The organism is Geminocystis sp. (assembly GCF_041753295.1).
GTDB lineage: Bacteria > Cyanobacteriota > Cyanobacteriia > Cyanobacteriales > Cyanobacteriaceae > Geminocystis.
In genome coordinates, this window is the sequence record NZ_JBGSUU010000036.1 from 56,476 (window position 1) to 81,484 (window position 25,009).

A 25,009-nucleotide genomic window follows, 5' to 3' on the forward strand; every position below is an offset into this window, starting at 1 on the left:
TTAATTCATAGGTAAATGATCTTAATGACAATTTTAGATTTTTGATCATATTCAATGATTTATTACTAAATTTTAATTCTCAATAGTTAATTACTTATCCTAAATTTTAAGATAAGATAGAAGATTAGTTTCAAATATTTTGCCCATTGTGAAAATATGCCTTATACTCGAACCATTAGCACGATAGTTGCCATCGCCTTAGCATTGATGATGATTATTTTAGGGGGATTGTATTTTACTGTCAGCTTTGGTGTCATCGTGTTTCTTGCACAAGTTGAGTATTTTCGTCTCGTCAAAGCCAAAGGAATAGAACCAGCTGCTAAAACTACAATAGTAGTGTCTCAATTTTTATTAATCACCGCCACATTTATTCCCAGTTTAACCGATGCAACTTTTGCCGCTTCTGGGGCATTAATTTGCTTTTATCTGTTATTTTTACCAAAATTAGCCACCATCGCTGATATATCCACCTCAATTTTAGGGTTATTTTATGCTGGATATTTACCCAGTTATTGGATACGTTTAAGAGTAAGTTTAGAACAAGATGCCGCTTATGCTCAAAATATTCCCAACATTCATAATTTACCCTTAGATGGTTATTTTCCCACAAACATTTTAGACTTAAACAGTTACCCTGATGCTCTCAAAATTACATTTATCGCTATGGCTTGTATTTGGGCAGCAGACATTGGTGCATATTTAATCGGAAAAAACTTTGGTAAAACAAAACTATCTAATATTAGTCCGAAAAAAACCGTTGAAGGATCATTATTTGGTATTAGTGGGAGTATGTTAGTAGGATTATGGGGGGCATGGTTTTTAGGTTGGCAATATTGGCAAATTATGGGAGCATTACTCGGCTTACTCATTGGTATTGTCAGTTTATTTGGTGACTTACTCGAATCCATGATGAAGCGAGACGCAGGAGTTAAAGATTCAGGAGAGTTAATTCCGGGTCATGGTGGTATATTAGATCGTACTGATAGTTATGTTTTTACTGCACCTTTAGTTTATTATTTCATCACTTTATTATTACCTTTATTTTCCTCTCAAAATCCTTAAATTATTGCTATAAAATCCTTCTTCTTCATAATTATCATCGTTTGTTTTCCTTCGATGCAATTTTGTTTTGATTATTAATAAAAAAATTTTCGATTTTCCTTGACTTTTTCCTTTTTTTTCGTCACAATAGATAATATAAATATGATAATGGAAATCTAAGTATTTAAACCTAAACATTAAAAACTTCTGATTATCTAAATAATAACAAAAATGTCAACTGTTGTCAAGGGGATTTTTTATTTTTGTCGATTTTTTTTAAAATTATAAAATCAGAAAAAAAACTTGATGATTCGTGATTATTAATGTTGATATTTATCTCCTCCTCAAGGCCATGGATTTTTAGGCAATTTAATTGGTAGTATAATTTACACTATTACTAATTTACTCTTATCCGCCTTTCTCAAATTCTCACCAATAAACTTATTTATTAGGATCAAATTATGATATTCTAAATTTTACAAACTAACTTTAATCAAAATTCTAGCTAAAATTAATTATGTCTTCCTCCCAATTTTCTTCAGAGAGTGGGCAATTTGATCACACCGAGATTGTCACTATCCATGACGAAGAAGGGCGATCGCTTGATTGTTATGTCGAAAATGAAATAGAGTATGAGGGCAAAAACTATGTCTTGTTAATGCCGATAGATTTAGCTATTGTGATTCTCACAGAGGAAATCAATACCGATGATGAGGAATACGCAGAAACCATCATGGTAGAAGATAGTGACAAAATTGAGGCTATTTTCGATGACGCTAAGGCAGTATTAGGAGAATTAAATCTTTTCTTGAAACGCACAGGTTTTATTTTAACCACTAGCGGTGAATTACCACCTCTTGAAGAAAATAATATCATTAGCCTTGAAATTGACGAGCACGCTTCAGAAATTGAGCCCGAAGAATTACAATTTTTGGCTAGTTTTTACTCTTTAAAACAAAAATATAATATTTGCACTCCTTTAACTCCTATTTTATTTGTGGGAGAAAGAAAGAAATTAGGAAAAATCGAGGTATTTCAATCGGAGGAAGAAGAATTAAGTTGGATTCTCGAAGAGTTATTATTTGACGAAGACTTTGAAGAAAATTAATAATTAATAACTAATTAGTCGTTACACTTCTTTCACAAATTCAAGAATAGAGAAAGAAATTTAACTATTAATTATTAACTATTAATTATTAACTATTAACTAGGTTGTATTAAATTTTCTTTCCCTTCAATTACTTTCATGGAGATAATTTTGTCTTCTGCCGTTAATTTATTTAAAACTTCCTCACCTTCAGTTACATAACCAAAAATAGCAAATCTTCCATCCATTAAGTTATATCCGGGAGGAGTTACTTCTGTATCAAACTTGAAGAAGAAAAATTGAGATGAACCACCATTAGCGTCAGTAGTAGGACGAGCTAAAGCCACTGCACCAAAAGCATTAAAGGGTAAGACTGGTTGTGCTAAATACATTCCAACATCTTCTGTGGTTAAACCATAAATAGGCTTATCTTCTCCTTTAACCAGTATTTCTAAAGGAATAGATCTGTACTCATTGGTTTTTGGATCAATAAAACCCTCTTCTTTTCCTTCTGGGTCTCCTGTTTGCAATACATAATAATCCTCGGCACGATTAAAGGGTAAACCATCATAAAATTGACGCTCTACTAAGTCAACAAAATTACCACCAGTCACGGGTGCGCTATAACCATCCACAACGATAACTAAATTTCCTTGAGTAGTTTCTACCTCTACTTTTGCTCTACCTAATAATTGCGGTAAATTAGCATATTCTTCAGGTACAGTAAAGGGATAACCTGTTACCATATCTTCTTCTAGTTCGGTGATATTATCTAAAATTCTGGCTCTAACCAGTGAAATTTGTTCTCTATCTTCTTTTTCCACTAATTCCTGCAATTTTGCTACATCTTCGGTGATGGAAGTAAGTAATTCTTTTGCTTTAGGTTGTAGCTGTTCTGGTACACTGGTAACAAGATCATCAAAATGAAGTCTTAACACAAAAGCTGCATTTCTCACTTCTTTTTGTATTAATGCCCATCGTTTTGAGCGTAAATTTTTGGCTATTTTCTCAATATCCTGTTGAACTTGTCTGATAATATCATTATCTATAGGTAAAGCATATCTTAAAATCGCTTCAGGATCAGTGATAGCGTCTCCTTGGGCAAGAATACTTGTTCTTTTGACGGTTTGCGCTTGAGCAGTTTGTAACCCTGATGGATTAAATACTATCATTACTGCAAAAACTAAGATTGTTGTAATAGTTACTTTTAATATACGTTTCCACGGATTAAGTCTCATTGTTATGTCTTGTAGTTTTTTTTTTAATCTTTCATAGCTTATTATTTCACAAAAAAGTTAGGTTTTTATGTTGAGATGATGCAGTTAAACCTTGTTTTCAGGCATTTTTGATTCTTTTTACAATTAATGTAAAGTTTTGTTGCCAACTTTGAAAATTTATGTTAACCTTGTTATAGATTGATTGACACAAACGCAATTTTAATATTATCAGGAGACTCATCATGGAAAACAAAGAATCTAAAGCCGGTTTTACCCCCTTTGCTGAAAACTGGAATGGTCGTTTAGCAATGTTGGGATTTGTAATCGGAATTGCTACCGAATTATTAACTGGAAAAGGCATTTTAGCTCAATTAGGCTTAATGTAATCAGTAAAACAATATTACTCGATAATTAAATATAACGGGTTGAATTAAGTAATTTAACCATCAAGGGGACTACAAAGTCCCTTCTTTTTTTTGTAAAGATGAGAAAAAAAATCCTTTTAAAAGTAAAATATTAAGACATTGTTTTTTATGGTGTTTATTAATGTCAATTATTATTACTTTATCCTTAATAATTTGGATTTATTTAATACTTTTTAGGGGAAATTTTTGGTTATGTAATCAATATTTAGAGAATTTATCTTTAGAAAATCAACCACAAGTTACCGTAATTATTCCTGCTAGAAATGAGGCTGAAAGTATATCTATTTGTGTTGAATCATTATTTAATCAAAATTATCAAGGCATTTTCAATATTATTTTAGTTGATGATCAAAGTCAAGATAAGACTGCGGAAATAGCGGAAAAAATAGCAGTCAAAAAAGGTAAAGAAAATCAATTAATAATTATAAAAGGGGAGAATTTACCTACTGGTTGGAGTGGTAAATTATGGGCGATGTCTCAAGGAGTTGCTTGGGCAAAACAACACTTAAAAAATGATTATTTTCTTTTCACTGATGGCGATATAAAACACTCGACAAATAACTTAAATCAATTATTAGCAAAGGCAGAAAAAAATAACCTTGATTTAGTTTCTTTAATGGTTAAATTACGGTGTGAAAGTTTCTGGGAAAAATTATTAATTCCTGCTTTTATTTTCTTTTTTCAAAAATTATATCCTTTTTCTCTAGTTAATAATCCCCATGAAAAAATAGCGGCGGCCGCAGGTGGTTGTATTTTAATTCGGGAATCTGCTTTAACTAGAATCGGTGGTATTGAGTCATTGAAAGAGGCTTTAATTGATGATTGTACTTTAGCTAGTTTAGTGAAAAAAACTTTACCCATTAATCATGGCATTTGGCTAGGTTTAAGTGACACTACCACCAGCTTAAGATCTTATCATAGTTTAACCCCCATTTGGGACATGGTTGCTCGTACTGCTTTTACTCAATTAAATTATTCTTTATGGTTATTAATTGGCACAATTTTAGGAATGTTTATTACTTATTTTGTTCCATTTTTTACTTTATTTTTCGGTTTATTTACGGCTAATTTATTACTAATTTTATTGTCAATTATTACTTTATTTTTAATGACGTTAAGTTATTTTCCTACGGTTAAATTTTATCAATTACCCTTCTTTTATTCCTTGATTTTACCGATTATTGCTTTATTATATAGTTTTATGACCATAGATTCTGCGGTAAGATATTGGCAAGGAAAAGGAGGAAAATGGAAAGGAAGAGTTTATCAATTAGGTGTAAAGAATTAAGTCTTATTATCAATTTAGATAAATTCTATAATTACCGCAAAATGTTAGTAAAATATAAATCAAATAATTATTTTCTCTGATTAAACCATGAAAAAAACTTTTAATTTTTTATTTTTAGTACTTTTAAGTTTGTCTTTTACCGCTACTAAATTAAATATTGCTTTAGCTCAATCAAATAATAATACACCAAAAGAACTTTTAGAATTAGTAAATAAAATAGATTTAGCTGCTAATAATAAAAATTTAAAATCCACAAAGGAAAATATTTCTCCTTCCTTTACTAATAGTGATGGTTTAAACTATGAAAAATTTATCTCATCTTTAGAAAAATTTTGGTCAAAATATGATAACTTAAAATACACCACGAAGATAGAATCTTGGACACAAAATAACAATGAATTAGTAGCTACAACTGTTACTAATATTGAAGGTAGCTATATAATTAATAATCAAAAATTTACCCTAAATTCTGAGATAAAAGCAGAACAATATTTTGTTAATAATCAACTGATAAAATACAATATTTTAGAGGAAAAAAATGAGATTACTTCAGGAGAAAAACCTCCCGTTGTTACCTTTAATTTACCTAAAAAAGCAAAACCGGGACAAGAATTTGACTTTGATGTTATTTTACAAGATCCTGTCGGTTCTGACTTAATTTTAGGTGCAGCTTTAGAGGAAAAAATTGATTCTTCTTTATATCTAAAACCTTCTAGTTTGGAATTAGACACTTTATCGGCTGGAGGTATTTTTAAACGAGTTAAATTACCTTTAACCCCTGAAGATCATTGGTACTCTGTTATCTTAATTCGTGCGGATGGTTTAAGAATGATTACTCAACGAGTCAATATCGATGGCTAAATATCATAAATGTAAGGCTATTTGATTGCTGATAGCTATAAAAAAAATATGATGAAACATTCCCTATTAATCAATAACTGAGGTGGTAATTCCTCATCAAATATTCTATGGCAAATAATTTACTTAATACTCAAAGTTTATATCTCCGTAAACACGCAAATAATCCCATTAATTGGTATTCTTGGGGAGAAGAAGCCTTAAACAAAGCTAAAACTCACGATAAACCTATTTTTCTTTCTATTGGTTATTCTAGCTGCCATTGGTGTACTGTTATGGAAGGTGAGGCTTTTTCTGATTCTACCATCGCTGATTACTTAAATGAACATTTTATCGCCATTAAAGTAGATCGAGAAGAACGACCTGATCTTGATAGTATATATATGATAGCCTTGCAGATGATGACTGGTCAAGGAGGATGGCCATTAAATATATTTTTGTCACCTGATGATTTAATTCCTTTTTATGGTGGGACTTACTTCCCTATACAACCAAGTTACGGAAGAGTTGGCTTTAAACAAATTCTCGAATCTATCAACGACTTTTATCATCAGAAAAAAGATAATTTGGAGGCGTTAAAAACCGAAATTTTCAAGAATTTACAAAATAATGGGGTAACTTCTCCTTCCGATGATTCTGAGTTAACTTTAACATTGTTGAATCAAGGTATCGAAAATATCAGCAAAATCATTGCCAGAAATGACTATAATTCCCCTCGTTTTCCCATGATTCCTTATGCTAATATTACGTTACAAAGTAGTATTATTGATGTTCAAAATCATTCCTTAGCCACTCAAAGAGGTATAGACTTAGCCAACGGTGGTATTTATGATCATGTTGGCGGTGGTTTTCATCGTTATACTGTCGATGCTACATGGACAGTCCCTCATTTTGAAAAAATGCTTTATGATAATGGTTTAATTATCGAATTTTTGGCTAATTTATGGAGTAGTAATGAAGAAAAAAATCCTCAATTTAAAATTGCTTGTGAAGGTACTTTAAATTGGTTAAAACGAGAAATGACAAGTAATCAAGGTTATTTTTATGCTTCTCAAGATGCTGATAATTTTACTAACATTAATGACATTGAACCTGAAGAAGGGGATTTTTATATCTGGCATTATTTAGATTTAAAAACAATTCTTTCTTCTGAAGAATTAATAGATATTATTGATACATTTATGATTACTGAAATAGGTAATTTTGAAGGTAAAAATGTATTGCAAAAACACCCAGATAAATCTATTAATGATAATGTTAAAAATGCTTTAGAAAAATTATTTACTATTCGTTACGGTGAAAAATCATCTAGTTTAAATCAATTTAACCCTGCTAAAAATAATGAAGAAGCTAAAAGTATTAATTGGGCAGGACGTATTCCTCCAGTTACTGACACAAAAATGATTCTAGCATGGAATAGTTTAATGATTTCAGGTTTAGCTAGATGTTATGGAGTTTTTGGCAATGAGGAGTACTTAAATTTAGCAGAAAAAGCGACTAATTTTATTCTTAATCATCAATGGAAAAATAATCGTTTATATCGTCTTAATTATGATGGTGATATTAGTATCTTAGCCCAAGCTGAAGATTATAGTTTTTTCCTTAAGGCTTTATTAGATTTAGCAGAAAATTCTCCCTCTCATAGTGAATTTTATTTAAACAATGCTATTAAAGTACAACAAGAATTTGATCTCTATTGCTATGATAATGACAAAGGCGGTTATTATAATAATGCACAAGATAATATTGCTGACTTATTAATTAGAGAAAAAAGTTATCTTGATAATGCGACTCCTTCCCCTAATGGTATAGCCATCGCTAATTTAGTACGTTTGAGTTTATTAACAGACAATTTAGAGTATTTAGAAAAAGCAGAAAAAACCTTAAAACTTTTTCAGGAAATCATGGAAAAATCCTCTGTTAGTTGTCCAAGTTTATTTAGTGCATTAAACTGGTATTTTCATGGTAAAAGTGTCAAAACTACCCCAGAAATTAAACAACAATTACAGCAAAAATATTTACCTGTTACTACCTATAAAATAACTCCTCATTTACCTGTTAATAGTGTTGGTATTGTTTGTGATAAAATGTCATGTTTTGAACCAGCAACAGATATAACTCAACTATTAAATCAACTAAGTAAGTAGCAAAATTAATTAATTGTGATAATTTTCACCTTCTAACCCCTAATTTAACCCATAAAAATACGCAACAGCCATCCCTCCCCGACCGCAACGGGTCAAGAAAAGGTGGCTGTTATTCTTATACTTTAATTATAACAAAAAAAAAGAAAATGTGCAAGTTATTTTTTTATTTTATTCAAAAGATTTTTAGAGATTGATGATTAATTTTTCGAGATATTAAGAATAAGTTGAGAAGGGGTAAGGTTTCCAGAAAAAATACTTATGGTTATGGGAGTTAAATGGGATAATTCAGGTTTAATTTTACCATAGTTTATGGAATAAGCTGGGAAATTGGCACAACTAATACTTAATCTAATGCTGGTATTTTTTTCTATGTTTATACAAGTGGATTGTAATTTTAAATTAATTGGTTTTTCAGGTTTATTTTCCATAACTTTTATATATCCTTGACTGAAATTATAAACTTTTCCATCAGGAAAAACTTGAGAAATTACGGCAGATAAATCAAAACTTTCGTTATCTGCATTAGCATAAACTATTAATTCTACATCCCCAATTATTTCTAAATCTTCTGTTAAAATATCTGATGTATAGGTAATAACATCGCTACGATTATCTAATTTACTTCTTTCAAAACTTCCTGCTAAGATACTAGCATGAGATCCTAAACTTGAAGGTGATCGCCAAAAATCATGAATAATTATATCTTCTTGAGGTTCAATATTTTGATAATTATTAATAGTTAATTTACCATCATCATCTTTAATATTAGCTAAACCAGTACTTTTTAAGTAAAATATAATTTGTTTATTGCTTTGATAGTTATCAACATTAATCCATTTATTACTACCCATTTGGAATAATTGAATATTATTTAAAGATAAATTATTAGTTTCAATACCTTTTAAATATTTATTAAACCAATGTATTTGCAACTCATTAATATTATTATTTGCCTCTTGGGTATAATGGCGATCACCTAAAGTATTACCCCAGGGAAGATGACTCCAAGCACCAATAATTAAACTTTGTTGAAAGGAGCTTTTTTTAGTCATTTCTTGATACAAATTTAAAGTACCTCGTAAATAAGTATCAAACCAACCGCCAATATGAAGCATAGGTAAATTAACATCATTAAAATAAGTTTTTGGAGATAAATTACGCCAATAATCGCTACTTTTAGGATGAGATAACCATTGATAGTAAAAATTACTAGGACAATATTTTCTTAAAACTTCTTCTAAAATAATAGGAATGTCATGTAAGGGTAAATTACGACTAGCTAAATAAAGAATTTGATAAGCCTTAAAATCACCTTTTAATCTTGCAGTTTCAGCCGCTAATTGTATCGCCCATGCCAAATTTAACTCATAACAAAAAGCATCATTTTCATAAGCCCAATCAGAGTATAAATCATAGGCAATCATAGCAGGACAAATAGTTTTTAAGGCAGGATGTTGACTAATAGCGCAATATAATTGAGTCATGCCTTGATAGGAAAATCCATACATTCCGATTTTGCCATTACATCCTTTAAGATTTGCCACCCAATGAAGAGTATCGTAACCGTCTTCAATTTCCGAGTCAAAGAGGCTAAATTCCCCTTCAGACTCCCCTCTACCCCTAACATCTTGAATAACCACAATATAACCTTGACAGGCATACCATTTTGGATGTGCATAAACTACCGTGGAAGCGATGGCTTTTCCGTAGGGTTGCCTCATCAACAATACTGGTAGTTTTTCATTAGTGACAGGGCGATAAATATCAGCAGTTAACTTAACCCCGTCACGGGTTAACATAAATGTAGTTTCTTTAATTAACTTTTTCAATTAGTTTTTTTACCCAATGGTTAAGGTTATAGGTGTTGAGACGATAAGTTAAAGGATTAGCCACTAAATAAGCACTACTTTCAAATAAAACATCAATTTCAATTAAGCCATTTTCTCGTAAAGTTTTTCCCGTAGAAACCAAATCTACGATAGCTTCTGACATTCCTGTAATAGGTCCTAATTCGATTGAACCATAAAGAGGTACAATTTCCACTGGTAAATCAAGAGTGCGAAAATACTCTTTAGCACAATTAACAAATTTAGAAGCAACGATACCATGAGCTGGTAATTCTATAGAACTACGATAAGGACTATTCTCTGGTACAGCTACAGACATTCGACAATAACCAAAACCTAAATTAGCAACATTAGCGATATTGGCTTTTTTTTCTTTTAAAACATCATAACCAACAACCCCTAAATGTGCTTGACCGTATTCCACATATACTGGTACGTCTTGAGCTCTGACTAACAATGCTTTGGCTAATCCTTGAGAATCTTCAATTTGTAGTTGACGGTTGCTAGAGGAAAGAAATAAACTAAAATCAAGACCTACTTTTTGACAAAGTTCGATACTATCTTTTAATAACGCGCCTTTTGGTAGTGCGATAGTTAACATAATTATGAGTATTTTTAAAGTTATTTATTAATTATCAGTTAAAGGTAGATTCTGTCAATGAAGATATTATTACTAGAAGATGAAATCGAATTAGCACAAAGTTTACGTCATATTCTCACTCAAGAGGGTTATCATGTAACAATTTGTCATGAAGGTGATACAGGCTTAAAATTAGCCTTAGAATGTCAGTATAATTTACTGATTCTTGATTGGATGTTACCGCAAAAAAGTGGTTTAGAAATTTGTCAATATTTGCGATCGCATTCTGATCCCATATTTGCCAGTACGCCCGTATTATTTCTCACGGCAAAAGATACCCTTGATGATAGAGTGTTAGGATTAGATGCTGGTGCAGATGACTATTTAATTAAACCTTTTGAGTTAAGAGAACTATTAGCGAGAGTGAGAGCGTTATTAAGACGATCTGTGAGTTTAGAATCAAAAAATCAGCAAAATAGCCAGAAATTAAAAGTTATTGACCTAGAATTAGAAATTGATAATCAAATAGCTTATCGTAACGGTAGATTAATTAAATTATCAGAAAAAGAAATAAAATTATTACAGTTTTTTAGCTTACATATCAATGAATTAGTAACTCAAGAACAAATTTTTGAATATCTTTGGTCACAAGAAGAAGCACCCAGTAGTAATGTTGTAGCGGCTATGGTTCGTTTACTGCGACGTAAAATAGAAACAGAAAATGAGCCTATTTTAATTCATACTCTTTACGGTAAAGGTTATTGGTTTGGTTTTTGTCCCTAAATCCCAAGGGTAAAGGGCAAAGGGCAAAGGAAAAAGGAATAAAACCTGAAACCTCCCTAAAATTGATTTTTTGACTTTTGCTTATTAAATAAGTTGATCTGATGCAAGATCTCACTTAAACTCAAAGGTAAAAATTTCCTTAACTTAAACTACGAATAGCCTCTAATAAACCTTTTGCCTTATTTAAAGTTTCTTGATATTCTTTTTCTGGTTCGGAATCGGCTACTAATCCAGCCCCAGCTTGAACATAAACTCGGTGATTTTCTGTGCCGTCAATATTTTCCACAATCATGGTACGAATAGTTATAGCGGTATTGAGTTGACCTTCAAAATCATAATAGCCATAAACTCCAGAATAAGGGCCTCTTCTTTCAGATTCTAATTCATTAATAATTTCCATTGCTCGAATTTTTGGAGCACCGCTAACTGTACCAGCTGGAAATGCAGCTTTTAATAAATCCCAAGCACAATAATCTGGGGATAATTCCCCAACCACATTACTGACGATGTGCATGACATGAGAATAACGTTCAATTACCATTAATTCATCAACATTGACGCTTCCTTTAACGCAAACTCTACCTAAATCATTTCTGCCTAAATCCACTAACATGACGTGTTCGGCTATTTCTTTGGGATCATTTAATAAATCTTGTGCTAGGGCTTGATCTTCTTGATAATCTTTACCTCTAGGGCGTGTTCCAGCTATAGGACGTAATGTTGCTTTAGTTTTTCCGTCATCAGTTTTTGTGGCTTTTACCATCACTTCTGGAGATGATCCGATTATTTGCCAACCATTAAAACTATAATAAGCCATGTAAGGGGACGGATTTATCAATCTTAGAGATCTATATAACTCAAATGGATTGCCATGATAACTAGCTTGTAACTTTTGAGAAATAACTACTTGAAAGATGTCTCCTGCTTTAATATATTCTTTCGCTTTTTCGACATTAGCACAAAATTTTTCTTTGGTAGTATTGCTTGTATATTGACTATTTCCCGAATCTTGATTATGGTCAACAGCATTAAATTCTAAGGGTTTGGCTAACGCAGGTAAAGGTAGTTGTAATTTAACTACTAATTTTGTAATCTTGTCACAAGCCTGTTGATAAATTTCTTCTAAAGTTAAATCTGTTTGTCTTAAATCTGCATAGGCGATGGCCCAAATTTTCCGTTTAACTTGATCAAAAATGAGTAAATTATCTAATTGCATCCAAACGCCATCAGGTAAATCTCCTTCAAGGGGGGGATAAATTGTTACTTTTGGTTCAATCCAAGAAATTAATTCATAACCCCAATAACCAAATAAACCGCCAATACCTGCTGGTAACTCAGGTAAATTTACGGGTTTAATGGATTCTAAACAATGGTTAATGACATCAAAAGGATTACCAGTGAATTTTTTTTCTTGTCCATGACGATCAATTTGTTTAGTTTGATTACCTCTAGCTTCTAATATCCAAACGGGATCACAACCTAAAAAGCTATATCTACCAAGATTTTCTCCCCCTTCTACGGACTCTAATAAAAAACTGTAGGGTTGATCTGCACAAACTTTGTACCATGCTGAGACAGGGGTTTCTAAGTCTGCGACTAATTCACGATAAATAGGAATAAAATTTCCTTTTGAAGTTAAAGCCGAAAATTCGGGGAAATCAGGAAAGATCATGATTACCAAACAAAGTAATTTAATTTAATAGACTAATTTTACCCTACAATGACCTTAAAAAAAAGTACATCATCAAAGAAAAATAATTATGGTAAATCTGTTTAACTTTTTGATAGTTTTACGTTAGATCAATGTTGACAATATTTTATATTTTAATTTAATTTAATCAATATTATTAATTCTCTTTAGCAGGGATTATGAAAAGGGAAAAATATCCAAGGAATAAAGACTAAAATTAACCACATTATCTGCCACAAATTTAATTTAGGAGAAAAGTTAGAATTATCTAATAAAGTTTCAATTCTTTCTTGTAAACGATAATTAAGAAAAGGGCATTCTAGGTCAAAAGTCAATTTTTTTGGTTGTTTTAAAGCAGCGTTTGTTACCTTTAATAATGCTTCTGCTATGAGTAAATAATCAACAGTTTTGGCGGCGGTATAATCTGCTCTTAATTCCCTTAAAAGTAGTAAATTATTCCATAAATTTTCGTTATTTGGTAGCCAAAATGTTAGTCTTTCTAAGTATGATAGCCAAAAGAAAAAGAAAGGATCTTTGTGGATTTCATGGGCTGATTCATGGGCTATTACGGCTTCTAAATGTTCTTGAGATAGTAATTTTATTAATCCAGTACTTATTACTAATTGTGATGAATAAAAACCAACTTGAGCAGCATAAGGAAAAGAAGTTTGTAAAATTTTGATCTGTTTTCCATTAATAATTTGTAAAGGATATTTTTGGACAAGATGAGTTAATTTATAAAGATCCCAACTGATTTTAATAAGGCTAAAGATAGCAAAAATTAGAAAAGATACCGCTAAATAATAACTAAATTTACTAGCTTTTATTCCCCACATTTCACCATGATAACCCATCATTAATACAGTAATACAAGTCATAAATAAAAGTAAAGGAGGAAAGGCAAATAAAAATAAAGATAAACCCCATTTTTTTTGATAATTTATTACTTTTAATTGACTAATTAATCGAATACTATAAGCAATAAATAAAGCCGTTATAATGAAGATAAAGTGCATTTTAATTATTTTTTTCTTCTCTATTTTTACGAATTTGAGCTAGACGATCAGCAATATCTTGAATTTGTTGTACACTAGCAGTATCGAGACTATCAGCGAAAGAAGCAACTACATCAGCGTTACTAACTGCTAAAAAATTATTTAATTGTTCGTAGGATTTAATAGCTTGTGCTTGATCTTTCGAGATGAGAGGATACCAATAGAAAGCACGACTTTTTTTAACGTATTGTATCCAACCTTTTTTGGTTAATCGTTGTAAAACCGTCATCACAGAAGCGTAGGCTAATTCTCGCTCAGGATCTGCTAAAATTTTTTCATGAACATCTTTAGCACTAGCTGAACCTAAATCCCAAATAATTTCTAATATTTCTTGTTCTAAAAACCCTAATGATAATTTTTCTGGTCGATATTTTGGTAAAAAAGACATGAATCTTAATGAAACTAAAATTGAATTTATTATTGTGTGAGTTTCACATTGAATTTAAAAGTGAAATATCAAATTTATCTTACCATAAAAAAACTAAACATACACTATCTTATTAGGTGAAAAAGTTTACACTAGAGAAAATAATTAATAACTATTTACTATTCAAGAGGCATAACTAAGTATGGGATTAAAAGCGTTATTTTTTTTAATAACTATTATAATAATTGTTTTATTTTATTTTCAAAATTTACAACCTATTACCTTAGTTTTTTTAGGTTTTAAATCTCCTATTTTGCCTTTATCACTATGGTTTATTTTGTCATTATGTGCTGGAATTTTGTCTAGTTTAATTATCCAAATTTTAGCGAATAATCCCACTACTAAACAAAAATATAATCAGCCTTTTTCCTCCGATGATCCTTATAATTATCCTCCTTCAACTCCAGAAAAACCTTTTATTAATCAACCAAAACCTGAACCAGAAAAACCTTTTATTAATCAACCAAAATCAGAACCTGAATTAGAAGAAAAACCAATTTCTCCACCCCCTATAAATGAAGTTTATGATCCAGATTTTGACTTTGATTTTGAGGAGGAATTAATTACAGAAAATAATCAAGAATTTTTAGAAGAAAATGAGTCAATAAATTTAGAAAAAGAAAATAAAATAGAAACATCTGTATCTGAAGAAATACCACCAGAAAAACAATTTATTCCTGTATCATCAAAACCGCCATCAGAAGCTATGATAAAAACTCGTGAGGCTTCTCCTTATTCTTATAAACCAAAAGAAAAAACGGAAATTATCCCTAATTCTGAACCACCTACAGAAATAAATAATTCTCAAATAAAAATATCAAATAATCGTAATAAAAAAGGGATTTATGATGCCCCTTATCGGGTTATTTCTCCTGCTTATGATGAAAAAGTTGATAATAATTATGACGATTTAGAAGAGGAAGAAGAAGACTGGGATTTTTAAACTAATAAATGACTTATAATTTTTCTATAACCATAAATAAAACTTTAAATTTTGTCAATAATGAATAAAATTAATCTTGTTTTTTGTTATTTTTGTTTACTGATTATTCCTCCTAGTTTAAGTTATCCTGTTTTCGCACAATCGAAAATATATAATCCAATTCCTATAGAAGAAAATCAACTAATTACAGATAAACTAACTAAAGATGATATACCAACAGGAGAAGGTGGTTTTGCCAAAGATTATTTCATTAATTTAGAAAAAGATAATCAAATTGCTATTGATTTAATTTCTGATGATTTTGATAGTCTTGTGGTTTTAATATCAGAAAATGGTGCAACTATAGCGGAAAATGATGATGGAAGTGATAGTGAAAGTAATTCTCTTTTGTTTACTCGAATTACCGAAAGTGGTAAATATATTATCAGAGTTAAGGCTTTTGGGATTACAGAAGGCGGTAATTTCACCTTAAAAGTGAGTCGTTTACAACCCATTAAACCATAATTTTTTTTTGCGATGAATAATAATTTTAAAAATATTTTTACTGAGATATTTTCTTTGGAAAAAGGAGAAGATTTTAAAGAAATATTACGTTGTAAAAATGTTGTTATAGAAAGAATTATTAGTAGTGATCAACCTGATAATATTATTTATAATCAAATTCAAGATGAATGGGTAATTTTATTACAAGGAAAAGCTCGTTTACAAGTAGGGGAAAAAATCTATGATTTAACATCAGGAGATTATCTTTTTATAAGTGCAAATACTCCTCATCAAGTAATTAAAACTTCTAAAGATCCTTTCTGTATTTGGTTAGCTATACATATTTATGATTAATTATGTTTTAAAAGTTACTATTTATTTCATAGTATCTTCCACAACTTTGTCATTTTTTTTGTTATTGTATTTGTTATTTTTTAATTTATCAGTATTAACTGAACCTAATAAAACTTCATTAATTTTAGTTCTGGTATTATAACTTAAATCACTTAAAGGAGAAGGTAAAAAGCTATCACCATAAGCAATAAATATTAAAATATAAATAGGGAAAAATTTTCCGAGTAAGATAGCTAATTTTCCTAATAAACCACCAAAACCATTTAAAAATTGAATGTTAAAATTACGTTTCATAAATATTATTTCAACCTCGAATTATTTTGCTAGAGTTCTACTATTTAATGTAACAAAAAATCAAGATTTTAATTGTACTTGAGAAGCATAAACTTTAAATCTATCTAAATCAGCTTGAATAGTTGATTCGACAATTTGTCCTAAAAATAAATTATCCATTAATGGCCCTAAAATACCGGGTATAGCATAGGCAATAGTTAGTTTTACAATACTACTACCATGACGATCATAAAAACGTACTGCACCACGATTAGGAAGTCCATCCACGGACTCCCATTGAATAATTTGATTAGTTTCTAGCTTGACAATGCGAGATAACCAAGTAAATTTGAAACTACCACTAGCTAATTGCCAACGAGATAAATCAGGATCGTCTGCTAAAATCTTAACGGACTCAATCCATTTCATCCAACGAGGCATTTGTTCTAAATCAGACCATAAACTCCAAACTAAATCAATAGGAGTATCAACTTCTACTTGTACACTATGTTCTAACCACTTACTCATCAGAAATATATTTTAAGATTATATTGAATTTTTTAAGATAAGTTAATAATAACAACAAGCCACTCATGATGAAAGTCTCGAAGGGGAAAAATACTCTTTAAGATAAGATATAACAAGATCTTGTATCTGCTATAGATCAAAAAATTCGGTAAAATTGTTAATAAGTCCTTAATCTAGGATAATATACAATAACTAATTATGTATATCAAAAAAGAATTAAAATCCATAAAATTTTCTTATTTTGTCTTTGAAAAAATGGTTTTAAATCTGAATTATAAATTATTTCTCTACAGTATTTTTCCCAGATTAATAAATAACTATGAATCCCATTGAACTAGATTTTAAGACTATTTTTCCTTATATTTTAGATGATTTTCAACAAGAAGCCATTGGCTATTTAGATCAAAATAAATCTGTTGTAGTTACAGCTCCTACAGGATCAGGTAAAACCTTAATCGGAGAATATGCCATTTATCGCGCTTTAACTCAAGGAAAAAGAGTATTTTATACAACTCCTTTAAAAGCACTTTCTAACCAAAAATTTCGAGATTTTCAGCAAAAATTTGGTCAAACTTTACTGCCTGATTCAGGAATATATGCAGAAGTCGGTTTAATTACAGGGGATGTTTTAATCAATCCTTCCGCTCCAGTGATTGTCATGACGACTGAAATATTTAGAAATATGCTTTATAGTACTCCTATCGGCGAAGTGGGTACTTCCGTAAGAGATGTACAATCTGTAATTTTAGATGAATGTCATTATATCAGTGATCCCGGCCGTGGTACGGTATGGGAAGAATCTATAATTTATTGTCCTCCTCATATTCATTTAGTGGCATTATCGGCAACCATTGGCAACCCTGAAGAATTATGTCGTTGGATAAATAATGTTCGCAAAGCGAATTTTCAACAGAATAATATTAGCGAATGTAAGTTAGTTAATTCTGATTTTCGACCTGTACCATTAAAGTTTTATTTTAGTCACAATAAAGGTTTATATTCACTCTTTAATGAAAGAAATAATAAGTTAAATCCTCAGTTAAAAAGTGTTTTAGCTACTAATAAAAGAGGTAAATTTAACCCTCAAGATTGTCCTAATATTAAAACCATTGTGCAACAATTAAATAGTAGAAATATGCTTCCTGCTATTTATATTATTTTTAGTCGTAGAGGATGTGATCAAGCGGTAGAATCTTTGAGTTATTTTAACTTAGTTACCCCAGAAGAAAGTAGAAAAATATTACTTTATTTACTGTATTTTCTCATGATTGAAAATTTTGAATTACAGGATAAAATAGTAGAATTTGCTAAAAAAGAGCATGAAATCGCCTATAAAAAGATTATCGCCTTTATTGCTAATTATGATCAATCGGGGGAAGAATTAGTAGATTATTTAATGGAAAAACCTCTAATTAAAGAACGTTTATTAAAATTTTTAGCTGATAATAGTGAATTAGTTAGAAGTAGTCAAATTGAACCTTTAACCAGAGGAATTGCGGCCCATCATGCTGGGATTTTACCTGCTTGGAAAGAATTAGTTGAAAGATTATTTGAATTAGGTTTAGTTAAAATTGTTTTTGCTACTGCTACCCTTGCTGCTGGAATTAATATGCCTGCGCGTACAACAGTAATTTCGGCGTTGAAAAAAAGAAGTGACGATGGACATCGCTTATTAACTCCCTCAGAATTCCTCCAAATTGCCGGTAGAGCAGGACGTAGGGGCATGGATGAGGTGGGATACGTCGTTACCGTTCAAACTCCCTTTGAAGGGGCTTTAATTGCGTTTAAACTAGCAAAAGCACCTCCTGAACCTTTACGCAGTCAGTTCACTCCTAGTTACGGCATGGTTTTAAATTTATTACAAAAACATACCATCGATGAAGCCAAAGAGTTATTAGAGTTAAGTTTTGCTGAATATTTAGCACAATTACAACTTTCTCCTCAAGAAGAAGCCATCGCATCTTATACCACAGAATTAACTAAGTTAGATGTTATGTTAGCTAATTTTAATAGTAAAGAATTAGCCGATTATGAGAAATTAAAAGAAAGACGAAAACAAGAGAAAAAAATCTTGAAATTATTTCAAAAAAACTGGCTAACTCAAAGACAAAGAGCCATTACACCTTATTTAGAAAATTTACCTTCAGGGAGCATTTTAAATTTAAGTAGGGAAAATAAAAAAAATCCTTATAATATTCAAGGCGTATTTTTAGCTCATATTCCTAACGGAAATCAAAAATTTTTACTGTGTTTAGGTAAAGATAATAACTGGTATATTGCCTCTTTTAATGATGTTATAGATATTAATATTGGTGCAATACCAAGTAACATTATTGAATCAATCTATTTACCTGAAGTAACAGAAGTGAAGGTGGGAATATTATGTAATGGTAATGAAAATACTTTAGCCTTCAGTCAACTAATTAAGGAATATGAGCAAGAATATACTCCTCCTAGTGATGAAATTATCTTACAACAACAACGCATTGCGGAAGTAGAAAAAGCGATTAACGAAAATCCTTTAGATAAAGTTGATAAAATTGCACAAATACTTAAAAATAATCGTAAACGGCAATTACTAAAACAAGAATTAAGTAAAATTCAAAGTCAATATCAGCGTTATAAGTCTAATAGTTCTTATTATTGGCAGGAATTCATGGCTTTGATCGAAATTTTGCGAGAATTTGACGCTTTAGACGGATTTACTCCCACTCTATTAGGAGAAGCATCTGCTGTTATTCGAGGAGAAAATGAACTTTGGTTAGGTTTAGCTTTAATGTCTCATCGTCTTGATTTCCTTAACCCTCATCATTTAGCTGCGGTGATTACTGCTTTAATTACTGAACCACCACGATTTGATACATGGGTAGGCTATCAACCCTCTCCAGAAGTTTTAGACGCTTTGGGATTGCAAAAAATAGAGGACATAAACTATAATCCTGAACAAGAATTATGGGAAATTCGTCGGCGATTATATCAAGCTCAAACTCGTCAAGATATTTCTATGCCTGTATGGTTAGAACGTGATATGATTGGCTTGTCCGAGGCGTGGTGTTTAGGGGCAACATGGGAACAAATTTCGGCTAATACAACTCTTGATGAAGGGGATATTGTGCGTATTCTTCGTCGCACCGTGGATGTATTAGTACAAATACCTCAAGTGACGGGAGTAGGCACTAATTTAATTAAAACGGCAAAAGAAGCCGCTATAAAAATGAAACGTTTTCCTATTTAATGTTTTTGGGAAGATGAAATTTGAGAATGTGTTGAAAGCTACTAATTTTTTCTTTCTTGTCAAATCTGAGTAATGATTAAATACTTAGGTTTGATACTTAAAAATACTGGTTTTTTTTAAATTTTTGTAAATTATCAAACAGAAAATTTTACTTATCGTCTTTGTTAGTCAATGGTATCAAAATAATCTTTTGTACTCTACGAAATTTTACTTACTTTTTATGTTATTCTCTTTACGAAATCTTTAAAAAATAGAGGTTAAGATTACTAAAAAATAGGGTATTTTATAATGAAGAATCAATTTTTTTACTGATGCAATAAATCTTTTATCATTATAGTAATATTTTAACTCTAAAAAACAGCAAATCATTAAAATGTAAACATTATAGATTATTTTAAGTCGTTTAAATATAATATTTTTGTTTATAGTTAATTGTGATTTTTTTAAGTTTTATTCTATTCCAATAATGTAAATTTTCTAAAATTTGACTTTGAGAATAAATTTCAAAAAGTATCCACTCAAAAGTAAAAATTTTGATAATTTGATATATAAATCCAGCCCTTTTGGAGTATCTACATAATTATGCTTTTCTCAAACACTATGTTAGAAAATGTATCTTCTCTGTTTTCCTTTTCTAAAAATTGTTCATCTAATATTAATTTATCTGTGCATATTTCTGCCCATAGTAAAATCAAAAGAATTATTGACATTATCGGTGCTTTAGTGGGATTATTTATTACAATCTTAATTTTTATTCCCGTAGCGATCGCCATTAAAAAAAATAGTCAAGGGCCAATTTTATATAGTCAAATTAGATGCGGATTACAAGGAAAACCTTTCCGTATTTGGAAGTTTCGTTCAATGTATAACGATGCGGATCAAAAGAAACACTTAGTAGAAAACCAAGCAAAAGGGCATATATTTAAAAATAATGCAGATCCTCGCATTACGGAGGTAGGACATTTTTTACGAAAAACGAGCTTAGATGAATTTCCTCAATTTTGGAATGTATTAACAGGAGAGATGAGTTTAGTAGGCACTCGCCCTCCTACCCCAGATGAAGTGCAATGGTATAATGAACGTCATTGGTTACGATTAAGAGTTAAACCGGGTATTACAGGAGAATGGCAAGTAAATGGACGCTCTTTAGTGGATGATTTTGAAGAAGTAGTATCATTAGATCTTGATTATCAAAGAAAATGGTCTATTTGGTACGATATAAGTTTAATTTTAGCAACCATAAAAGTCGTATTGCATCGAAAAGGAGCACATTAGATTTTTTTGAGAAGTTAAATAAATAGTTAAAAATTGATAATTTCTTCTTTTCAAGATCCACTGAGATCATAAATTATTATACTATTACTATATGGATAAACTTTTAAATTGAGTGATTACGGTAATAGATAGATAGTATGACTAATTTAAGTAATGAGAAACAGAATTTTTCCTCTCTACTCAGCAATTCTCTGAAAACCATTATCCTTTTAATCATGCTATCAGGATTAATCAATTTTTTAATTCAAGAGAAAAAAAACCCTATCAAAAAAGCCAGTCAACATTTTATTTCTAGTCTCTATGGAAGCCCACCATTAGTAATGAAAGGGGGTAATCCTTATATTAGGGCATTAATGCGCACTATTAGTGCTAGTGAATCGAATTATCTTAATCCTTACCATGTTATTTATAGCGGAAAATATGTGAGTGATTTGAGTAAACATCCTGATATTTGTGTGACTATCGAAAATGGCCCCAATGAAGGAAAATGTACCACGGCATCGGGAAGATACCAATTCTTAAATACTACTTGGGCAGAAAAAGCAGCAGAATATCATCCTCATCCTTCAAAGTTTCTACTGTGGAAAGATTATAGTTTTGAGCCAGAATTTCAAGATGAAGTGTTATATAATTGGCTCACAGATTCTCACTCATGGAATACAGATATTACTTTATTATTAAAAAAAGGGGAAATTGAACAAGTTTTAAAATTATTATCCCCAACATGGACAAGTTTAGGTTACGGTATCGAAAATAATTCCATGTCTCAATATTTACCACAAATTTATAAAAAATTACTTAAAGAAGAATTAGCCAATAAAACCTAAGTATATACATAAAATTTTAGTGGAATAGGGAGATAGGAAAAAAAGATTTTGTAGGGGTTGAACATTGCTCAACCCTTATTATGTATTAAATGTCAACGTCAACTAATGTATTTATCCTTGATAATCTTCTAAGTCGATTTTTACAGGTTTGGCATTCCAAATCTCATTACAGTACTCATTTATAGTACGATCACTAGAGAATTTAGCCATACGAGCGCTATTGAGAATTGACATTCTTGTCCATTTTTCTTGATCTTGATAGGCGATCGCCACTTGTTTCTGACACTCAATATAAGAATGATAATCAGCTAATAACATATATTGATCATCGTATAACAAAGAGTCAACAATAGGTTTAAACATTTGAGTATCACCGTGACTAAAATAACCATCAGCAATACGATCAATTACTTCTCGTAGTTCTGAGTTATTTTCGTAGTAATGACGGGGGTTATAACCATTAGCCTTAGTTGTCGCAACCTCTTCAGCAGTTAAACCAAACAAGAAGAAATTTTCTTCTCCAGCTTCTTCCCGAATTTCGATATTAGCACCATCTAAAGTACCGATAGTTAATGCACCATTCATGGCAAATTTCATATTACCAGTACCAGAGGCTTCTTTTCCAGCGGTGGAAATTTGTTCAGAAACATCAGCAGCAGGATAAATTTTTTGTCCTAAAGATACGTTAAAGTTAGGTAAAAACACAACTTTTAAACGTCCTCTAATATCTGGATCTTTATTAACTACATCAGCAACACTATTAATTAATTTAATAATCAATTTCGCCATGAAGTAGCCGGGGGCAGCTTTTCCGCCAAAAATAAAGGTGTGGGGTGCAATGTTAAGATCTGGATTACGTTTGATGCGATTATAAAGAGTAATAATATTTAAAACGTCTAAATGTTGACGTTTATACTCATGAATTCTTTTGACTAACACATCAAAAATGGAGTTAACATCAACTTCAATACCCCGTTGTTTGAAAATATATTCTGCTAATCTTTGCTTATTGGCTTGTTTAATATCACGCCATTGACGACAAAAATCAGCATCATCGATATATTTTTCAATTTGCTGAATTTGGCTTAAATCTTTTACCCAACCGTCACCAATTTTTGAGGTTATAAGTTGTGCTAATTTAGGATTACTTAATACCATCCAACGGCGAGGAGTTACACCATTAGTTTTATTGTAGAATTTTTCAGGCCAAAGAAAAGCAAAAGCGTTTAAAGTATCTTGTTTGAGTAATTTAGTATGTAAAGCGGCAACACCATTAATGGCATGACTACCAACACAAGCTAAATTAGCCATACGAATTTTTTTGCCGTTACCTTCACCAATAATGGACACTTGAGAGAGTAATTGTTCATTATCGGGATACCATGTGCGTACATCAGAAAGGAAATGATGATTGATTTCGTAAATGATTTCTAAATGACGGGGGAGGAGTTTTTCAAATAAGCTGACATCCCATGTTTCTAAGGCTTCAGGTAATAAGGTATGGTTAGTATAAGATAAGGTTTTTTGGGTAATATACCATGATCTTTGCCAGTCTAAACCATGTTCATCGACAAATAGACGCATCAATTCAGCAACGGCGATGGCGGGGTGAGTATCATTAAGTTGAATAGCGACTCTTTCATGAAAATTATCAAGATTTTTATTATTGCGTAAATGAAGACTAATTAAATCTTGTAAGGATGCACAAACGAAGAAATATTGTTGAGCAAGTCTTAATTCTTTTCCTGCTGGGGTGTTATCGTTAGGATAAAGTACTTTTGAGATGGTTTCAGAGTTAATTTTTTCTTCTACCGCGCGATCATAATTACCAGCATTGAAAGCCTCAAAGTTAAATTCTTCACTAGCTTCTGCTTTCCATAATCTCAAGGGGTTAACAGTGTTAGTTTTATAACCGGGTACAGGAGTATCATGGGGAATAGCTAAAACCGTGCGCTCAGGTATCCAGGAAACACGATAATGTCCTTTACTATCATAATAACCTTGAGTATAGCCACCCAACTTCACAGGTACTGCTTCATCAGGACGGGCTAATTCCCAAGGATTACCAAATCTTAACCAGTTATCAGGCATTTCTCCTTGCCAACCGTCTCGTAAAAGTTGAAAGAAAATACCAAATTCGTAGCGAATACCGTAACCAATAGCAGGAATTTCCAAACTTGCTAAAGAATCAAGGAAACACGCTGCCAATCGCCCTAAACCGCCATTTCCTAGCCCTGGATCTGGTTCTTGCTCGATTAATTCATCTAAATTCAAACCTAATTCAGCGATAACTTTTTCAACTTGTTCGTAAATATCAAGGTTTACTAAGTTATTACCTAAATATCTACCCATCAAAAATTCGGCCGAAAAATAACAAACTAATTTCGTCTGGGGATTCGTTTTATAAGTATTAGTAGTTTTGATAAAACGATGTAATAACCGATCTCGAATAGTATAGGCTAAGGCTACATAATAATCGTAATTAGATGCGTCTGAACGATCAATACCTTGAATATAAAAAAGGTTATCTAAAAACGCTCGTTTCAGGGTTTCTGAACTCATACCTGTGCGATCGTCTTCTACCTTAATAGTAGGGGTACAAAGTAATTCTGTGGTAGGTTGTTGGGTCATATTTATTTTCCATAC

At 31.1% G+C, this 25,009-nt stretch carries 22 protein-coding genes; 13 read left to right on the plus strand and 9 right to left on the minus strand.

Annotated elements, in window-relative coordinates; genetic code table 11:
- Positions 1–156: 156 nt before the first annotated feature.
- Both ACEW8E_RS02950 and ACEW8E_RS02955 read left to right on the plus strand, forming a co-directional pair.
- Positions 157–1,062 (plus strand): phosphatidate cytidylyltransferase, encoded by a 906-nt coding sequence (locus ACEW8E_RS02950; RefSeq protein ID WP_373478842.1) that lies wholly within the window; start codon positions 157–159, stop codon positions 1,060–1,062.
- A gap of 496 nt (positions 1,063–1,558) precedes the next feature.
- Positions 1,559–2,149 carry a DUF3727 domain-containing protein gene (locus ACEW8E_RS02955; RefSeq protein WP_373478843.1) on the plus strand — a complete coding sequence of 197 codons (591 nt, stop codon included), beginning with the start codon at positions 1,559–1,561 and terminating at the stop codon, positions 2,147–2,149.
- Between the two features lie 95 nt (positions 2,150–2,244).
- Here ACEW8E_RS02955 and ACEW8E_RS02960 read toward each other — a convergent pair whose 3' ends face one another.
- A complete protein-coding gene (locus ACEW8E_RS02960) occupies positions 2,245–3,366 on the minus strand; it encodes a peptidylprolyl isomerase (protein ID WP_373478844.1) in 1,122 nt (373 codons plus the stop codon).
- 221 nt (positions 3,367–3,587) lie between these two features.
- On the opposite strand from ACEW8E_RS02960, the gene ACEW8E_RS02965 reads away from it, so the two are divergent.
- The 4 genes from ACEW8E_RS02965 (at position 3,588) to ACEW8E_RS02980 (ending at position 8,063) form a co-directional block, all read left to right on the plus strand.
- Complete coding sequence (locus ACEW8E_RS02965) at positions 3,588–3,731, plus strand: high light inducible protein (RefSeq protein ID WP_066345680.1); 144 nt, start codon at positions 3,588–3,590, stop codon at positions 3,729–3,731.
- A 160-nt stretch (positions 3,732–3,891) separates the two neighbouring features.
- Positions 3,892–5,058, plus strand: coding sequence for a glycosyltransferase (locus ACEW8E_RS02970; protein WP_373478845.1), 1,167 nt, complete (start codon positions 3,892–3,894; stop codon positions 5,056–5,058).
- An 87-nt stretch (positions 5,059–5,145) separates the two neighbouring features.
- Positions 5,146–5,919, plus strand: a complete 774-nt coding sequence (locus ACEW8E_RS02975; RefSeq protein WP_373478846.1) for a nuclear transport factor 2 family protein — start codon at positions 5,146–5,148, stop codon at positions 5,917–5,919.
- A gap of 107 nt (positions 5,920–6,026) precedes the next feature.
- Positions 6,027–8,063, plus strand: coding sequence for a thioredoxin domain-containing protein (locus ACEW8E_RS02980; RefSeq protein WP_373478847.1), 2,037 nt, complete (start codon positions 6,027–6,029; stop codon positions 8,061–8,063).
- 197 nt (positions 8,064–8,260) lie between these two features.
- Here the strand turns inward: ACEW8E_RS02980 and ACEW8E_RS02985 are convergent, their stop codons facing one another.
- Positions 8,261–9,862, minus strand: a complete 1,602-nt coding sequence (locus ACEW8E_RS02985) for a CocE/NonD family hydrolase (RefSeq protein ID WP_373478848.1) — start codon at positions 9,860–9,862, stop codon at positions 8,261–8,263.
- Between the two features lie 13 nt (positions 9,863–9,875).
- Positions 9,876–10,511, minus strand: a complete 636-nt coding sequence (hisG, locus tag ACEW8E_RS02990) for an ATP phosphoribosyltransferase (RefSeq protein ID WP_373478849.1) — start codon at positions 10,509–10,511, stop codon at positions 9,876–9,878.
- 57 nt (positions 10,512–10,568) lie between these two features.
- On the opposite strand from hisG, the gene ACEW8E_RS02995 reads away from it, so the two are divergent.
- Positions 10,569–11,273, plus strand: a complete 705-nt coding sequence (locus tag ACEW8E_RS02995; RefSeq protein ID WP_373478850.1) for a response regulator transcription factor — start codon at positions 10,569–10,571, stop codon at positions 11,271–11,273.
- Positions 11,274–11,412: 139 nt separating this feature from the next.
- Here the strand turns inward: ACEW8E_RS02995 and trpE are convergent, their stop codons facing one another.
- The 3 genes from trpE to ACEW8E_RS03010 all read right to left on the minus strand — a co-directional run bounded on the left by trpE (position 11,413) and on the right by ACEW8E_RS03010 (position 14,406).
- Positions 11,413–12,945 (minus strand): anthranilate synthase component I, encoded by a 1,533-nt coding sequence (gene trpE, locus ACEW8E_RS03000; RefSeq protein ID WP_373478851.1) that lies wholly within the window; start codon positions 12,943–12,945, stop codon positions 11,413–11,415.
- Positions 12,946–13,130: 185 nt separating this feature from the next.
- Positions 13,131–13,979, minus strand: a complete 849-nt coding sequence (locus ACEW8E_RS03005) for a M56 family metallopeptidase (protein WP_373478852.1) — start codon at positions 13,977–13,979, stop codon at positions 13,131–13,133.
- A 1-nt stretch (position 13,980) separates the two neighbouring features.
- Entirely contained in the window at positions 13,981–14,406 is a 426-nt protein-coding gene (locus ACEW8E_RS03010) for a BlaI/MecI/CopY family transcriptional regulator (protein WP_373478853.1), read from the minus strand.
- 181 nt (positions 14,407–14,587) lie between these two features.
- On the opposite strand from ACEW8E_RS03010, the gene ACEW8E_RS03015 reads away from it, so the two are divergent.
- From ACEW8E_RS03015 to ACEW8E_RS03025, 3 genes are read left to right on the plus strand one after another with little or no spacing between them, the layout of a single operon-like run.
- Entirely contained in the window at positions 14,588–15,388 is an 801-nt protein-coding gene (locus ACEW8E_RS03015) for a hypothetical protein (RefSeq protein ID WP_373478854.1), read from the plus strand.
- A gap of 60 nt (positions 15,389–15,448) precedes the next feature.
- Positions 15,449–15,892: a PPC domain-containing protein gene (locus ACEW8E_RS03020; RefSeq protein ID WP_373478855.1), complete on the plus strand. Its 444-nt coding sequence runs from the start codon at positions 15,449–15,451 to the stop codon at positions 15,890–15,892.
- Between the two features lie 12 nt (positions 15,893–15,904).
- Positions 15,905–16,225, plus strand: coding sequence for a cupin domain-containing protein (locus tag ACEW8E_RS03025; protein ID WP_373478856.1), 321 nt, complete (start codon positions 15,905–15,907; stop codon positions 16,223–16,225).
- A 21-nt stretch (positions 16,226–16,246) separates the two neighbouring features.
- Here ACEW8E_RS03025 and ACEW8E_RS03030 read toward each other — a convergent pair whose 3' ends face one another.
- Both ACEW8E_RS03030 and ACEW8E_RS03035 read right to left on the minus strand, forming a co-directional pair.
- Positions 16,247–16,519 (minus strand): hypothetical protein, encoded by a 273-nt coding sequence (locus ACEW8E_RS03030; RefSeq protein ID WP_373478857.1) that lies wholly within the window; start codon positions 16,517–16,519, stop codon positions 16,247–16,249.
- A gap of 60 nt (positions 16,520–16,579) precedes the next feature.
- Positions 16,580–17,026 carry an SRPBCC family protein gene (locus ACEW8E_RS03035; RefSeq protein WP_373478858.1) on the minus strand — a complete coding sequence of 149 codons (447 nt, stop codon included), beginning with the start codon at positions 17,024–17,026 and terminating at the stop codon, positions 16,580–16,582.
- Between the two features lie 319 nt (positions 17,027–17,345).
- Here ACEW8E_RS03035 and ACEW8E_RS03040 point away from each other — a divergent pair, with 319 nt between their 5' ends.
- From ACEW8E_RS03040 to ACEW8E_RS03050, 3 genes are all read left to right on the plus strand, one after another.
- The gene (locus ACEW8E_RS03040) at positions 17,346–20,261 is read left to right on the plus strand and encodes a DEAD/DEAH box helicase (protein WP_373478859.1); all 2,916 of its coding nucleotides are present in this window, start codon (positions 17,346–17,348) and stop codon (positions 20,259–20,261) included.
- A gap of 579 nt (positions 20,262–20,840) precedes the next feature.
- Positions 20,841–21,536, plus strand: a complete 696-nt coding sequence (locus ACEW8E_RS03045) for a sugar transferase (protein ID WP_373478964.1) — start codon at positions 20,841–20,843, stop codon at positions 21,534–21,536.
- 137 nt (positions 21,537–21,673) lie between these two features.
- On the plus strand, positions 21,674–22,363 hold the full coding sequence (locus tag ACEW8E_RS03050) for a glycoside hydrolase (RefSeq protein ID WP_373478860.1): 690 nt from the start codon (positions 21,674–21,676) through the stop codon (positions 22,361–22,363).
- A gap of 111 nt (positions 22,364–22,474) precedes the next feature.
- Here the strand turns inward: ACEW8E_RS03050 and ACEW8E_RS03055 are convergent, their stop codons facing one another.
- The gene (locus ACEW8E_RS03055; protein ID WP_373478861.1) at positions 22,475–24,994 is read right to left on the minus strand and encodes a glycogen/starch/alpha-glucan phosphorylase; all 2,520 of its coding nucleotides are present in this window, start codon (positions 24,992–24,994) and stop codon (positions 22,475–22,477) included.
- Positions 24,995–25,009 lie beyond the last annotated feature (15 nt).

Bases quoted from the DNA above. Each gene is read 5' to 3' on its own strand.
- ACEW8E_RS02965 (WP_066345680.1), top strand. From the start codon at position 3,588: ATGGAAAACAAAGAATCTAAAGCCGGTTTTACCCCCTTTGCTGAAAAC.
- ACEW8E_RS02985 (WP_373478848.1), bottom strand. From the start codon at position 9,862: ATGTTAACCCGTGACGGGGTTAAGTTAACTGCTGATATTTATCGCCCT.
- ACEW8E_RS02955 (WP_373478843.1), top strand. From the start codon at position 1,559: ATGTCTTCCTCCCAATTTTCTTCAGAGAGTGGGCAATTTGATCACACC.
- ACEW8E_RS02995 (WP_373478850.1), top strand. From the start codon at position 10,569: ATGAAGATATTATTACTAGAAGATGAAATCGAATTAGCACAAAGTTTA.
- ACEW8E_RS03040 (WP_373478859.1), top strand. From the start codon at position 17,346: ATGAATCCCATTGAACTAGATTTTAAGACTATTTTTCCTTATATTTTA.
- ACEW8E_RS02975 (WP_373478846.1), top strand. From the start codon at position 5,146: ATGAAAAAAACTTTTAATTTTTTATTTTTAGTACTTTTAAGTTTGTCT.
- ACEW8E_RS03055 (WP_373478861.1), bottom strand. From the start codon at position 24,994: ATGACCCAACAACCTACCACAGAATTACTTTGTACCCCTACTATTAAG.
- ACEW8E_RS03020 (WP_373478855.1), top strand. From the start codon at position 15,449: ATGAATAAAATTAATCTTGTTTTTTGTTATTTTTGTTTACTGATTATT.
- hisG (WP_373478849.1), bottom strand. From the start codon at position 10,511: ATGTTAACTATCGCACTACCAAAAGGCGCGTTATTAAAAGATAGTATC.
- trpE (WP_373478851.1), bottom strand. From the start codon at position 12,945: ATGATCTTTCCTGATTTCCCCGAATTTTCGGCTTTAACTTCAAAAGGA.
- ACEW8E_RS02960 (WP_373478844.1), bottom strand. From the start codon at position 3,366: ATGAGACTTAATCCGTGGAAACGTATATTAAAAGTAACTATTACAACA.
- ACEW8E_RS03005 (WP_373478852.1), bottom strand. From the start codon at position 13,979: ATGCACTTTATCTTCATTATAACGGCTTTATTTATTGCTTATAGTATT.
- ACEW8E_RS02980 (WP_373478847.1), top strand. From the start codon at position 6,027: ATGGCAAATAATTTACTTAATACTCAAAGTTTATATCTCCGTAAACAC.
- ACEW8E_RS03015 (WP_373478854.1), top strand. From the start codon at position 14,588: ATGGGATTAAAAGCGTTATTTTTTTTAATAACTATTATAATAATTGTT.
- ACEW8E_RS02970 (WP_373478845.1), top strand. From the start codon at position 3,892: ATGTCAATTATTATTACTTTATCCTTAATAATTTGGATTTATTTAATA.
- ACEW8E_RS03025 (WP_373478856.1), top strand. From the start codon at position 15,905: ATGAATAATAATTTTAAAAATATTTTTACTGAGATATTTTCTTTGGAA.
- ACEW8E_RS03035 (WP_373478858.1), bottom strand. From the start codon at position 17,026: ATGAGTAAGTGGTTAGAACATAGTGTACAAGTAGAAGTTGATACTCCT.
- ACEW8E_RS03050 (WP_373478860.1), top strand. From the start codon at position 21,674: ATGACTAATTTAAGTAATGAGAAACAGAATTTTTCCTCTCTACTCAGC.
- ACEW8E_RS03010 (WP_373478853.1), bottom strand. From the start codon at position 14,406: ATGTCTTTTTTACCAAAATATCGACCAGAAAAATTATCATTAGGGTTT.
- ACEW8E_RS02950 (WP_373478842.1), top strand. From the start codon at position 157: ATGCCTTATACTCGAACCATTAGCACGATAGTTGCCATCGCCTTAGCA.
- ACEW8E_RS03030 (WP_373478857.1), bottom strand. From the start codon at position 16,519: ATGAAACGTAATTTTAACATTCAATTTTTAAATGGTTTTGGTGGTTTA.